We start from the raw sequence: 13738 nt of genomic DNA on the forward strand, positions 1-13738 counted from the left end.
ACGGTGCTATTTATAATTTATTTACTTTCATTTTTATGATGAACTTTAACAATCTCAACAATTAAATCTGTCATTTTATAAAGTTCTTCTAATGGCATGCGTTCACTTGTTGTATGGATATATTCGTATCCAACTCCTAAAATAGCTGTCGTCACACCATTTCCATGGAAGATATTACCGTCACTACCGCCACCAAGACTGATGACATTAGGCGTACGGCCAATGTTTTTAATCGCTTCTGAAGCAGTTGTTATAACTACATCGTCTTCTTTTGCATATAGAGATGGATACATCAATTCAACATCAACCTCTGCACTACCACCAAGTTCTTTTGCGGTTTCTTCAAAAGCAGTTTTAATCTTATCTGTCTCACTCTGTAACTTCTCATCAGACAATGAACGAACTTCTGCTAAAATTTCGCAATGGTCACTGACAATATTTGTTGCTTGACCACCCGTAATTGTACCAATGTTTGAAGTTGTTTCTTCATCAATTCGACCTAGGTTCATCTTTGCAATTGCCTTAGCAGCAATGTTGATTGCACTAATACCCTTTTCTGGTTCAATTCCAGCATGTGCTTTTTTACCAAAGATTTGTGTTCTAACTTTTGTCTGTGATGGTGCACGGTTAACCACTGTACCTACTTCACCTGTGCCATCAACCGCATAACCAAATTTACTTTTTATGTTCTGAATGTCTAAAGCCTTAGCACCAACTAAACCAGTTTCTTCACCCACTGTAATGATGACTTCTACATCACCATGTGGAATGCCTTTTTCTTTTAGAACGCGAACAGCTTCTATAATAGATGAGACTCCAGCCTTATCATCTGAACCTAGTATTGTTGTACCATCACTGTAAACATAACCATCTTCAATATGTGGTTTAACACCATTACCTGGTGTTACTGTGTCCATGTGAACCATGAAAGCAACTGGTGGAATGTTACTGTCCCCTTTTAATGTATAAATCAGGTTACCAGCACCATAACCGGTTGTCTTTTGTGAGTCATCTTCAAAACCTTCAAGTCCAAGTTCGTTAAGAAGATTGATTAAATAATCTGCCACTTGTCTTTCTTGGCCAGATTCTGAATCGATTTGGACAATTTCTAAAAATTGCTCTGTAAGACGTTCTTTATTCATAAAATAATGCCTCCAAGTGTTGATATGTTGATTTACCTTCATGTATAGTTATTATAACAATAAATACCGAGGATGGTTGAATAATGCAAAATAAAAACGTTCAAAAATTCATCATATGGTTCATGATTATACTGATTGTTGTTTCAGGACTAATGATGGGCATCTCATATTTAACTTCATTTTAAAAATGAGAAACACCGGTTTGTATCCTAGGACACAAACCGGTGTTTTTTAAACTTCTTTACCGTGTTCTTCAAACCAAGCTTGAATTCCAGTCATTACACTCATTATTTCGTGACCTTCTATTTCATGTCTTTCAATCATATCGACAATTTTTCCATCTTTGAAAAATGCGAATGATGGTGAGGAAGGTAAGTAATCTGGTGCTCTATCTCTCATTTGTTCTGTTGCTTCCTTATCTTGACCAGCAAAAACCGTTAACAATTGGTCTGGACGTTTGTCATAGTTTAAGGAATGGATTGCAGCAGGTCTTGCGATACCACCTGCACAACCACAAACAGAGTTCACCATAACTAAGGCAGTACCTTCTTTATTTAAAGCTTGATCTACATCTTCAGGTGTACGTAATTCTGTGTACCCAGATTCAGTTAATTCATTTCTAGCATTTTGAACGAGATCTTGCATGTATAGGTTAAAATCTAAATCCATACTAAAACTCCTTTTTTGACTCAAGACGAGTCTAGTAATTACTTTTATTCTAGACCGCTAAAAGAAGTTTGTAAAGTTAATAAACTGACGAATGATCTGGGTCAATATTTTCAATTCGTTGTTTAACTGTTTGTAAGAAGTTTCCAGCCATGAGACCATCTAAAACTCTGTGATCAATCGATAGACATAGGTTTACCATGTGTCTTGCTGCTAACATATCATCTATGAAGACTGGTTTCTTTAATATGGATTCAACTTGTAAAATCGCAACTTGCGGTTGATTGATAATACCCATAGACTGCACAGAGCCAAAGGCACCAGTATTATTTACAGTAAATGTACCACCAGCCATGTCTTCACCCGTTAACTTTTTCGTTCTCGCCTTAGTTGCAAGTTCGTTGATAGACTTAGCGATGCCTTTTAATGAACGATCATCTGCATTTTTTATGACCGGTACAAAGAGCTGGTCTTCGTCTGCAACCGCAATAGATAAGTTGATATCTTTATGAACTGTAATTGTGTCACCGTCCCAAGAACTGTTTAACAGCGGGAAATCTTTAAGTACTTCAGAAACAATCTTAACGAAATAAGAGAAGTAAGTTAAATTAACACCTTCTGTTTCTTTAAATTTTGCCTTGTGTTTGTTACGTAAATTTACTAGATTTGTCGCATCGACTTCCATCATGAGCCAAGCATGTGGAATTTCAGTTTTTGATTGTACCATGCGTTTAGCAATTTCTTTACGAACACCTTTAACCTTGATTTTCTCACCAGCTGTTACGCCTGTTTCTTGTGTAGATATATGAGGCGTCTCTTTTGGTGCTGAATCAGTTTTATTTACAGTTTGCTGTTGGTTGTCAGAAGCAATGAATTTTTCTACATCTTTCTTAGTTATTCGTCCCTCAAAGCCTGAGCCTTCTATACTATTGGCATCCAAACCATGTTCACTCAACATTCTCATCACTACAGGTGATAGTCGTTTAGAAGAATTGTTATCTGAACTAGCTTTATCTGATTCTTTATTTTCTGAAGGTACATCATTTATCTCTGAATCATCAGTTTCTTCATCAACTTCTTCTTTAACTGCTGCATTGTCAGGTTCAATTTTATAGATTGGTGTTCCCACCTCTACAGTCTCACCTTCATTAATGAGGATTTCTCTAATTACACCGTCGTAAACAGAAGGAACTTCTGCAGTTACCTTTGCCGTGTTAACTTCACATACTGCATCATATTCATTGACATGGTCCCCAACTTTGACCAACCAATTTTCAATTGTACCTTCTGTGACACTTTCCCCTAATTTAGGCATCGTAATTTCAATCATTATTTCACTCCCTAGTATTCACTTAGTGTGAGCATTTTATTGTATATTTTTTCTGGGTTCATCATAAAGAAGTCTTCCATAGGTGGTGCATATGGCATAGATGGTACATCAGGACCAGCTAATCGCGTAATTGGTGCGTCTAAATCATAGAGGCAATTTTCACCGATGATTGCAGAAACTTCACTCATTACGCTACCTTCTAAATTATCTTCTGTTACAAGTAGCACCTTACCTGTCTTAGAAGCTGCTTTAATAATTGATTCCTTATCAAGTGGATACAATGTTCGTAAGTCTAATATCTCTGCTTCATATCCATCTTTAGATAACTGTTCAGCAGCTTGTACAGCATAATTAACACATAAGCCATAAGTAATGACGGTAATATCATCCCCGCTCCGGACAGTATTCGCTTGTCCAATAGGTACGATATACTCCCCTTCTGGCACCTCACCTTTTAAGAGACGATAAGCTTTCTTGTGTTCAAAATATAAGACCGGATCGTTATCTTTAATGGCAGCCATTAATAAACCTTTTGCATCGGCAGGATTCGATGGCACAACGACTTTTAGACCTGGTGTAGAAACAAAAATTGATTCGATGGACTGTGAATGATACAGTGCGCCGTGAATTCCACCACCAAATGGTGCTCTGATGACAAGTGGCGCATTCCAGTCGTTGTCTGAACGGTATCTAATTTTAGCAGCCTCGTTTAATATTTGATTGACTGCAGGTAAAATATATTCTGCAAACTGAATTTCAGCGACTGGTTTTTTGCCCACCATCGCTGCCCCAATGGCAGTTCCTGCAATATTACTTTCGGCAAGTGGCGTATCTAAAACTCTCATTTCACCAAATTTTTCTTGTAGGCCTTCCGTTACTTTAAAAACGCCACCTTTTTTACCTACATCTTCTCCAAGTACAAAAACATCATCGTCTTGTTCCATGGCAGTAAATAATGCATCTTTTATAGCATCGAGATAAGACAATTTAGCCATTGTTTACCTCCTCATAAACGTGTTTAAGCGCATATTCTGGTTCTGCATAAGGTGCAGCTTCAGCTCTTTTTGTTGCTTGATTGACAGTTTCTTTAATTTCTTTTTCTAATTCTTCTAACCAAGACTCATCTACGATAGATTCACTTAGTAAATATGTTTTAAACGAGTCTATACAATCATTTTTCTTATCTTTCTTTAATTCTTCTGGATCTCTATATTTATCATCATCATCAGAAGAATGTGGGGTTAATCGAATGGATAAGGCTTCGATTAAGGAAGCACCATCGCCGTTAATAGCACGTTCACGGGCTTCTTTCATTACTTTATATACCGCAATTGGATCGTTACCATCTACTTGTTCACCATGCATACCATAACCAATTGCACGGTCAGACAACTTTTCTGCTCCATATTGAAGGCTTGTCGGTACACTAATGGCATACTTATTGTTCTCAATTAGACATATAAATGGTAAATCGTGGACACCTGCGAAGTTTAAGCCTTCATGAAAATCCCCTTGAGAAGTTGAACCTTCCCCTAAAGTGGTTAAGGCAACTGCTTTTTTACCATCCATTTTAAAGGCGTAACTCGCACCTACAGCATGAATCACTTGAGTCGTTACGGTAGAACCTTGAGTTAAAATATTACTTTCCTTTTTAGAAAAGTGTCCAGGCATCTGACGTCCACCACTTTGTACATCAGCACCTCTTGCGAAGGCAGATAACATCGTTTCTTCTGGTGTAATACCGAAGTGTGTCACTAAGGCTAGATCTCTATAGTAAGGGCTTAGAATGTCAACTTCCTTATCTAAAGCAAAGGCAGTACCAGCTTGGGTTGCCTCTTGACCTTGACAAGAAATAACAAAGGGTAGCTTACCTGCACGGTTTAACAACCACATACGTTCATCTAGTCGCCTTGATAAGACCATTAATTTATACATTTCTTTTAAATCCGATTCAGTTAAATCTGTTTCTTTATGTGATAACAATATGTCTCACCTTCCTATACATGGATTGCGATGTCTTCTGCATCGAGTCCGACTTCTTTTATGATTTCACCAACTGATGGATGCGCAAATGTTGCACTAGATAATTCTAGCGTTGATGCATTCATAAATGCTGCAATAGATATACTGTTGATTAACTCAGTCGCATGTGCACCGACAATTGTCGCGCCTAAAATATCACCTGATGGTGAAACATTTAGCTTTATAAAACCTTCTCCACCATTTTCAATCACAGCTTTTGCGATTGTTTGTAAAGGTAACTTATGGCTTTTAAAATCTATTCCATTCTCTTTTAGAGCTTCAGTGGTCATACCAATTGATGCAATCTCTGGTGAGGTATAGACACATCTAGGGATTTTATTATAGTCCAAAGTCAGTAATTTCTGATCTGCTATATGCTCTGCAGCGATAACCGCTTCTTCAATCGCAACGTGTGCAAGTTGAGGCGTATTTATAACATCTCCGATGGCATAAATATGAGATTCTTTAGTCTGATAGTACTCATTAACCTCAATCGTACCTTTACCAGTCACTTGAGCTTTCGTATTTTGAATGCCGAGTTGATCTGTATTAGGTTGTCTTCCAACGGCAACGATAATTTTATCATAGCTTTCTTTTTCACCATTCACCACTATTTCACCATGGTCATCTTTAATCTCTATATCGTCTGGATCCAGTGTAAGACCGGTTAACACTCTGACACCTTTGTCTTTTAAGGATTTTTCAACTGCTTTTGAAGCATCTTTTTCTTCTTGAATTAAGAGTCGGTCAGCCGCTTCAATTAAAGTCACTTCACTACCGAAAGATGATAGGATAGTCGCAAATTCAACGCCTATGACGCCGCCGCCAATCAGTGCAACTTTTTTGGGTATATTTTCAAGATGCATTAAGTCGTTACTAGATAGGACAACCTTATGATCAAATGAAAGGAATGGTAATTCTATTGGCCTTGAACCACTCGCTATAATCACTTGGTCATTGACAAGGACTTCACTTTCCATAGATTCATCTTCATAGGATACGCTGACTGCACCGGCAAGCGGTGAAAAAAGTGAGGGCCCAAGAATCGTTGCCGTACCTTCAATTACATCCACCTTATTCTTATCAAGTAAGTATTTAATGCCATTTTGCATCTGGTTTACAACCTTGTCTTTTACACTATTAATATTTTTAATATCAAAAGATGGTGTATGATTCTCTAAACCAAAACGAGATGCTGTTTTCATATTCTCTATCATTTCTCCGCTCTTTAAAAAGCTTTTTGTAGGAATACATCCTTGGTTCAAACAAGTACCACCGAGCTTACTTTTTTCAACAACAGCAACACTCTGACCAAGTTGACTGAGTTTAATTGATGCCACATAGCCAGCTGTTCCACCACCGATTACGACGGTATCGTAATTTTTAGTCATTATTGACCACCTGCTTTATAGTATTTTAGCTTGTTATTATCTTGAATTACGGAGTATGCACCGTAGGCTAATGCATCCATCTCCAATTCACCTAGGTAAACGGTCACTGGTCCAATGTAGGCAATATATTCTTTAATGCCATTGATAACATAGTCACTATAACTGACTCCACCTGTTAAGATGATTTGGTCAACCTGCCCTTTTAGAATGGCAGCTTTTCCGCCGATTTCTTTGGCAATCTGGTAAATCATTGCATCAAGTACTTCTTTACTATGCTTATCTCCATTTTCAATATTTTGAACGACAGTGCGTACATCTTCTATACCAAGGTGGGATATTAAGCCACCTGCTTTAGAAGCAGTATAAATAATTGCTTCATCACTTAAATTATTATCGGCTTTATATTTCAATAGTGCATTGACTGGAACTGAACCGACACGTGTTGGACTCATTGGTCCGTCACCATTTAAACCATTATTAACGTCGATAACCTTGCCGTGTTTATGAGCACCAACAGTAATACCTCCGCCCATATGTACGACAATAAGCTTCAAGTCTTTGTAGTTTTTATCAATTGAATCTGCATATTTTCTGGCGACTGCTTTTTGATTAAGTGCATGGAAGATTGATGTTCTTCTAACACCTTTTAAACCTGTATATTTTGCTTCGTCACACAGTTCATCCACGACAACAGGATCAGTAATTACTGCCTTAATACCGTACTGTTTTGTAAATTCATTGGCGAGTATACCACTTAGATTAGAAGCATGATCACCGTATCTCTTAGAAATGAGGTCATCTAACATTTCTTCATTAATTAAATAAGTGCCGCCTTCAATGGGTCTTAATAGGCCACCCCGTGCTGAGACGATATCCAACTCTTCTGCAGTTACATTACACTCTCGTAAAAAGCCCATCACTGTGTCAAAGCGAACTGACTTTTGGTCTATGAGAGGCATTAAAATTAGAGCCTTGTCATGCGAGTAGGTCTTAACTTCTAGGCAAGATAAATCTCGGTAGAGCGCGACTTTTGTAGTCGTGCTCCCGAGATTGATTACTAATGTTAAAATAGACATTATTTTCTTCTACCACTTAGAATATTTTTATCTTTTTGAGTGAAGACACTTTTGACGTTTTGAATGGCTTCAATGCGACTCTCAGCAAGATGATCAGCTGCGTGTTGAGGTGAGATATTTTGCTCTTTTGCTATCGTAAAAATTTTGTCGATTTGATTGTATACATTGTTAACTTTAGATGTCGCACGTTCTTTGTCATAACCTTCTAGCTCATCAGCAACATTGATTACCCCACCAGAGTTAACGACATAATCTGGCGCATACATAATTCCTGCATCCGTTAACATTTGTCCATGTTTCTCAATGTCTAATAGCTGGTTGTTTGCACTACCACATACTGCTTTAACCTTCAGTTGTGGTATCGTGTCATCATTTAAAATTCCACCAAGTGCACACGGTGCAAAGATATCAGCATCTACACTATATATTTCATCTAAACCTACTGCCTTAGCACCGAAGTTATCTACAGCTCGTTGAACTGCTTTTTCATTAATATCTGTAACAATTAAATTTGCTCCTGATTCATGTAGTAACTCACATAAGCTGTAAGCAACGTTTCCGACGCCTTGAACGGAGATCGTTTTTCCTGAAAGATCATCACTACCAAATGCTTCTTTAGCAGTACGCTGCATTGCTCGGAATAATCCAAGCGCTGTAAATGGGCTCGGGTTACCAGATGAGCCGTATGCCTCAGAAATTCCGCAAACATAATCAGTCTCTTGGAAGATGTAGTCCATGTCTGATACTGTGGTACCGACGTCTTCAGCAGCAATATAACGACCACCAAGGTTTTCAATGTAACGTCCTAAAGAACGGAAGAAGGCTTCAGACTTATCTTTTGAAGCGTCACCGATTACTACTGTTTTACCACCACCGAGGTTTAAGCCTGCTGCAGCATTCTTGTATGTCATGCCCTTAGCAAGTCTTAACACATCAGTGATTGCATCTTCTTCCTTATCGTAGTTCCAAAATCTAATACCTCCAAGGGCTGGACCGAGTGTTGTATCATGTATACAAATGATCGCCTTTAAGCCACTTTGTTTATCCTGACAAAATACAAGTTGTTCGTAATCCCCATGTTCCATTTCCGTAAATATCATCTTAAACATCCTCCTAAATTTAGTTGAGCATTTGTAGTGCGAGTTTGATTGAATTGTATTTTTCTACTTTAGTATCTGCCCGAGATGTGAGTACAAATGGGACTTTTAAACCAGTAATTATACCCGCACTATGTGCACCAGCTGATACTGTTAATGCTTTAAATAAAACGTTGCCTGCATCAATGTGAGGCATGATGAGAATATCCGCATCACCTGCAACTTCAGATTTATAGCCTTTAATTTCACTAGCAGTAGCTGACATTGCTAAGTCATATGACATTGGTCCATCGACGATCGCATTTGAAAATAAATCAGCTTTTACAATTGTATCATTTGTGACTGTAGAATGAATCTTCTCATTCACTTTTTCAACTGCAGAAATTAAGGCTACTTTTGGTTTATTGATATTGAGATTTTCTGCGACCTCTATTGCATTCTCTATAATATTAACTTTCTTTTCATTGTCGACATCAATGTTCATAGCTGCATCACTGATAATAATAGGCTTGTGATACGTCGGTATGTCGAATAAGGCAACATGTGATAGTACCTTCTTATCTAATAAATCTAATTCCTTATTAAGCACTGCTTTGAGTATTGTTCCTGTCGATATTAATCCTTTCATTAACACACTGGCCCGACCACTGTGAATATCTTTAGCAGCTAGGCCAGCAGCTTCGGTGTCCTCTTTAACATCATGTAATTCTATGTCGTAGGACTGATAGTCAAAACCCATATCTTTAAATGAATTCACTAATAACGATTCATCATCATAGAGGTGCCATTTTATTTCATGTTTTTCGACTGTTTCTCTGACTATTTCTAAGAGCTCATTTGAGTTTGCACGAACCAAAGCTATAGACTGAGAAGGACTCCTGTTGTGATTTAACATGCTGTCAAAATTAATAAAAATCCCTCCTTCATTCATTATACAATATTTAAGATAAAACGCTTGTATCATCCATTGTTTTGTAAGCCTTTACATTAAGGATAACTTTAAAATATATAAAAGAAAAGTGTATTACGAATGTTTAATTATTAAGAATATTAGACCTAATAATTTCATAAATTCTTAAATTTTTAAGCCATTATTTAATGTATAATATAACTAGTATTTTAGATTAGGAGCATGTTAATGCAGAAAATTATCGCTTTATTAATACTTGTTATCCCATTTATAATTGCTGGGGTCGGAATCAAATTGATGCGAGACAGCATATTCGGTATCGTAATCGATCCCTTTACTTATACAGCCCTCCAATTTATAGTTGGTTTAATTATGACTATTGTTGGTGTTTGGTTCATTGGGGGTTACCTCCTTCACAGAGAAAGAAAAAATAAACGTGCACAAGAAAGATTTTTAAAAAAACGTAAAGAAAATGACGAGACAAATTAATAGTTTTTTATGGCCTCCAACGGTTACAGACGAGTATGTTAATTGTAACTTTTGGGGGATTTTTATATTACAATTGTATTAAATTCTGTAAATTTTGATAATTTTGTGACTTTACTCTTCTATAATTGCCTTATAAATTAATTGATGGAGGTTACTTTTAATGAAGTACAAGAATCGTTTAATTATCCCAACCCTACTTTCTACAAGTTTACTTGCCTCAACGATGGTCGCTAGTGCAGATGAGATTGATCAAGAAGAGAAAAGTTACGAACAAAATTTAGAAACTTACTATGAAGAAGACGGTGAAGTTGATAATTTAGCAGATGACGATACGGATGAAAGTGACGATTCTGAAGAAATTGTTGAAGAAGTAAATACAGAAGAAACTCTAGAATCAGACGAAGAAATCACATTTGAAGATGAAGAAAGTGAAGTTAATGAAGATGTTGACGAGTTAGAGTCAACTGAGTCAGAGACTAATGAGACAGCGGAAGAAGAAACGGTTGAAGAAGATGTCCAAAGTGAAGAAGAAACTGTTGAAAACACGGCGTCCACTAATGAAAATGTAACAGCAGCTTTTCAAGAATCAGAAGTGACTACTGAGGCAGTAACTGAAGTACCTTCACAAGAAGAAAGTAATCCTGAGACTGAAGAAGAAACGGATACTACATTAGAAAGTACAGAAACCACTGTTGAAGAAACCACAGAAGAAAACTCAGATTCAACGACTGTAAGTGAGCCAGTAGAAGAACCAGCACAAGATGTTGAAGAAGTGACATCAGAAATTGCTGATTCAGAAGCAACTTCAGAGGAAGTAAATGAAGCACCTTCACAGGAAGAAAATAATACGGAAACTGAAGAAGAAACGGATACTACAGAAGTAGAAATCGCTAATTCAACTGTTGAAGAAACTCTAGAAGAAAACGCTGAGTCTACCCCTGAAGTTAAAGCAGAAGAAAACGTAGAATCAGATGAATCTACTGAGGAAGAGACTGTAGAAACCTCAAAAGAAGAAAGTAATCCAGAATCAGAAGAAGCTACTGATGCTACAAAAATAGATGAAACTGATACAAATATTGAAGAATCAATAGAAGAAGCTGAAGAAATTGAAGAGACAGTTGAAGATGTAGAGATCAACAAATCAGCAACTGACGAATCAGAAGAAGCTACATATAAATATGATTCTGAAACACTTACGAATGAATTAGAAAATAAATCTGCTGAGGAACGTACAGCGTTAATAGAAGAAAATGCTGACAATATTGAAGCTGATGAAGAAACACTGAAGGAATTGACACAAGCCGTTGAAGATGAACATGGTGTTGAGATTGATGAGAATCAGGTCTTTAGCACAATGAGTGCAATGTCAATGTCTCAAGCAATTACGGATATTAATAGTTATATTGCAGAAAATAATTTTGAAGTAGCAGAAATTCAATACGATATTATTGATCATCTACCTCAATATGCTTATGAATCTAACATTGGATGGGAGGCTGAAAACGGTAAAGTTGGCCAACCTTCAGGTGTGGTGTTACATGATGTTGGTAATGATAACTCAACGATACATGGCGAGATTAGTTACATGTCCGAGAATTGGGAAAATGCCTTTGTACATGCCTTTGTAGATGCTGATAACATCATTCAAGTTGCAAATACAGATTATCTCGCTTATGGTGCGGGTCCTGTATCAAATGAAATTCATTTACAAGTAGAACTTGTACGACACGATAACCAACATGACTTCGCAAGATCAATTAATAACTACGCAGACTATATTGCTAATCTACTTTATAAATATAAACTTCCAGCTGAAAGAGCGGATAGTTCAGGAAATGGTACATTATGGTCTCACGTAGAAGTTTCAAACATTTTAGGTGGAACAGCTTCACCTGACCCATATGAATATTTCCAATCACATGGATATGCTTATGAAGATGTGATTAGCTTAATCCAAGGTCGTTACAACAACCTCTATAATAAAGTCACTACGCCAAGCATTTATATGCCTACTTTTGAAGGAGATAAATCAAATCTTGCCGGAAGTATCACTAACCAAAATAGAGGGATTTATGAAAGTATCACAGATGTTAAAACTGCCGATGCCAGCAACTACTTAGGAGAAGATGTTCGAGTGGTTCGCTCTGAAATTTACAATTATGAAGAATACTACCTACTTGAAAATGTCGCAGACGGGTCAACAATCGGCTGGATGTATGCAGGTGATGTTGCCACATCAGCACTACCAGAAGCACCAATTGAAGATGACGATGAAGGTACTGATAACTCAGATGATGATTCTACTCCAGAAGCACCAGTAGAAGATGACAATGAAGCTACTGATAACTCAGGTGATGATTCTACTCCTGAGTCACCTGAAGAAGATAACGATGAAGGTACTGATAATTCAGGTGATGACTCTATCCCTGAAGTACCTGAAGAAGATAACGACGAAGGTACTGATAACTCAGGCAACAGCTCTACACCCGAAGCACCAGTAGAAAATGACAATAAAGGTACTGATAACTCAGATGATGGTTCTACTCCAGAGGCACCTGAAGAAGATGACGACGAAAGCACTGATAAGTCAGGAGATGACTCTACACCTGAAGTACCAGTTGATGATGACGATGAATCTGCTGATGATTCGAATGAAGATACATCTACAGATGAGAATCAAAGAGACGATGATTCTGATGATAGTACTGAAGTAGATTCACCGAGTGATAGTAATGATGAAAATGGCTCAGATGACGAGTCTCCAAATGATTCAAATAGTGATAATATCTCTGATGACAGTACTGAAGATCAACCAGAACAACCAAGTAATGGAGATAATGAATCAGATGATGAATCTGAAGAAGTTGTAGGAAGAGATGAATCAACTGACTTAGATGATGATAATGGTGAAGCAACTGATGATGTTTCATCTTCATTAGAAGATCCAGATACTGCTATTAGAGTTTATAGTATGTCTGATGAGCTAGTTGGCAAGCAGTTAGAAGTAACTGTACTTAATCCTTCAAATGCCATTGATGCAACACATGATTTATATGATATTCATATTCTAAATAGTGATGGTTCATTATATAACTTGAACAACCCTGTTACAGTTTACCTACCTGCTAATGGATATGTATCAAATCTATATTATCTAGGGGATATAGGTGAAACGCTAGAGGCCATTTCATTCAGAACTGACGATGACTATGTCGTATTTGAAACTTCTAGCTTCAGTCAATATGCTGTAGTTTACGGTGAATCTAACAAAGAAAACACTATTATCCCACCAACATCTGAAAAACATGGTGGAGATCCATCTGATGGTACAAATACTCATTCTAAAGTCTACACAGAAAATGTAGGTCAAGTTGATCAGGCTGAAGGGTCTATATCTAAAAATGAAGTAAAAGAAAATACGCAGAAAGATAGTAATCCAGTGGTAGAAACTACAGATGATCAAGTAGCAGTGTTACCAAATACAGGTGTTAATGAACAAGGCACAACTGTATTTGCAGCATTACTTGCAGCACTAGGCCTAGGCTTCTTAGTTAGAAGAAGAAAATCTGGTGATGAGAAATAAATGTAGGTCTATGTGACTACAGCGTAAATAAT

12 protein-coding genes are annotated in these 13738 nt (G+C 37.2%); 3 read left to right on the forward strand and 9 right to left on the reverse strand.

Annotated features, from left to right (window positions below; all coding sequences use genetic code 11):
* Positions 1 to 17: 17 nt before the first annotated feature.
* Positions 18 to 1142, reverse strand: a complete 1125-nt coding sequence (locus tag H624_RS0103480) for a M20/M25/M40 family metallo-hydrolase (RefSeq protein ID WP_026866357.1) — start codon at positions 1140 to 1142, stop codon at positions 18 to 20.
* 83 nt (positions 1143 to 1225) lie between these two features.
* On the opposite strand from H624_RS0103480, the gene prli42 reads away from it, so the two are divergent.
* Positions 1226 to 1327 carry a stressosome-associated protein Prli42 gene (gene prli42, locus H624_RS12540; protein WP_156889134.1) on the forward strand — a complete coding sequence of 34 codons (102 nt, stop codon included), beginning with the start codon at positions 1226 to 1228 and terminating at the stop codon, positions 1325 to 1327.
* 46 nt (positions 1328 to 1373) lie between these two features.
* Here prli42 and H624_RS0103485 read toward each other — a convergent pair whose 3' ends face one another.
* The 8 genes from H624_RS0103485 to H624_RS0103520 all read right to left on the reverse strand — a co-directional run bounded on the left by H624_RS0103485 (position 1374) and on the right by H624_RS0103520 (position 9655).
* Positions 1374 to 1811, reverse strand: coding sequence for a BrxA/BrxB family bacilliredoxin (locus H624_RS0103485; RefSeq protein WP_026866358.1), 438 nt, complete (start codon positions 1809 to 1811; stop codon positions 1374 to 1376).
* Between the two features lie 76 nt (positions 1812 to 1887).
* Entirely contained in the window at positions 1888 to 3135 is a 1248-nt protein-coding gene (locus H624_RS0103490; RefSeq protein ID WP_026866359.1) for a dihydrolipoamide acetyltransferase family protein, read from the reverse strand.
* Positions 3136 to 3149: 14 nt separating this feature from the next.
* Positions 3150 to 4133 carry an alpha-ketoacid dehydrogenase subunit beta gene (locus H624_RS0103495; RefSeq protein ID WP_026866360.1) on the reverse strand — a complete coding sequence of 328 codons (984 nt, stop codon included), beginning with the start codon at positions 4131 to 4133 and terminating at the stop codon, positions 3150 to 3152.
* On the reverse strand, positions 4126 to 5121 hold the full coding sequence (locus tag H624_RS0103500) for a thiamine pyrophosphate-dependent dehydrogenase E1 component subunit alpha (protein ID WP_026866361.1): 996 nt from the start codon (positions 5119 to 5121) through the stop codon (positions 4126 to 4128). Before H624_RS0103500 ends, H624_RS0103495 begins: the two co-directional genes overlap by 8 nt.
* A 14-nt stretch (positions 5122 to 5135) precedes the next feature.
* Entirely contained in the window at positions 5136 to 6551 is a 1416-nt protein-coding gene (lpdA, locus tag H624_RS0103505; protein WP_026866362.1) for a dihydrolipoyl dehydrogenase, read from the reverse strand.
* The gene (gene buk / locus H624_RS0103510; protein WP_026866363.1) at positions 6551 to 7627 is read right to left on the reverse strand and encodes a butyrate kinase; all 1077 of its coding nucleotides are present in this window, start codon (positions 7625 to 7627) and stop codon (positions 6551 to 6553) included. Before buk ends, lpdA begins: the two co-directional genes overlap by 1 nt.
* Positions 7627 to 8727: a Leu/Phe/Val dehydrogenase gene (locus tag H624_RS0103515; protein WP_026866364.1), complete on the reverse strand. Its 1101-nt coding sequence runs from the start codon at positions 8725 to 8727 to the stop codon at positions 7627 to 7629. Before H624_RS0103515 ends, buk begins: the two co-directional genes overlap by 1 nt.
* A gap of 19 nt (positions 8728 to 8746) precedes the next feature.
* Positions 8747 to 9655 carry a phosphate acyltransferase gene (locus H624_RS0103520; RefSeq protein ID WP_035855882.1) on the reverse strand — a complete coding sequence of 303 codons (909 nt, stop codon included), beginning with the start codon at positions 9653 to 9655 and terminating at the stop codon, positions 8747 to 8749.
* A gap of 207 nt (positions 9656 to 9862) precedes the next feature.
* On the opposite strand from H624_RS0103520, the gene H624_RS0103525 reads away from it, so the two are divergent.
* Positions 9863 to 10123, forward strand: a complete 261-nt coding sequence (locus H624_RS0103525) for a DUF2627 domain-containing protein (protein WP_026866366.1) — start codon at positions 9863 to 9865, stop codon at positions 10121 to 10123.
* A gap of 160 nt (positions 10124 to 10283) precedes the next feature.
* Positions 10284 to 13706, forward strand: a complete 3423-nt coding sequence (locus H624_RS0103530) for an LPXTG cell wall anchor domain-containing protein (protein WP_026866367.1) — start codon at positions 10284 to 10286, stop codon at positions 13704 to 13706.
* Positions 13707 to 13738: the final 32 nt, after the last annotated feature.

Source organism: Jeotgalicoccus marinus DSM 19772, assembly GCF_000425825.1.
Taxonomy (GTDB): Bacteria; Bacillota; Bacilli; order Staphylococcales; family Salinicoccaceae; genus Jeotgalicoccus; species Jeotgalicoccus marinus.

Coding starts and splice junctions, on each gene's coding strand:
- H624_RS0103520 (WP_035855882.1), bottom strand. CDS start 9,655: ATGAATGAAGGAGGGATTTTTATTAATTTTGACAGCATGTTAAATCAC.
- lpdA (WP_026866362.1), bottom strand. CDS start 6,551: ATGACTAAAAATTACGATACCGTCGTAATCGGTGGTGGAACAGCTGGC.
- prli42 (WP_156889134.1), top strand. CDS start 1,226: ATGCAAAATAAAAACGTTCAAAAATTCATCATATGGTTCATGATTATA.
- H624_RS0103515 (WP_026866364.1), bottom strand. CDS start 8,727: ATGATATTTACGGAAATGGAACATGGGGATTACGAACAACTTGTATTT.
- H624_RS0103525 (WP_026866366.1), top strand. CDS start 9,863: ATGCAGAAAATTATCGCTTTATTAATACTTGTTATCCCATTTATAATT.
- H624_RS0103485 (WP_026866358.1), bottom strand. CDS start 1,811: ATGGATTTAGATTTTAACCTATACATGCAAGATCTCGTTCAAAATGCT.
- H624_RS0103495 (WP_026866360.1), bottom strand. CDS start 4,133: ATGGCTAAATTGTCTTATCTCGATGCTATAAAAGATGCATTATTTACT.
- H624_RS0103480 (WP_026866357.1), bottom strand. CDS start 1,142: ATGAATAAAGAACGTCTTACAGAGCAATTTTTAGAAATTGTCCAAATC.
- H624_RS0103530 (WP_026866367.1), top strand. CDS start 10,284: ATGAAGTACAAGAATCGTTTAATTATCCCAACCCTACTTTCTACAAGT.
- buk (WP_026866363.1), bottom strand. CDS start 7,627: ATGTCTATTTTAACATTAGTAATCAATCTCGGGAGCACGACTACAAAA.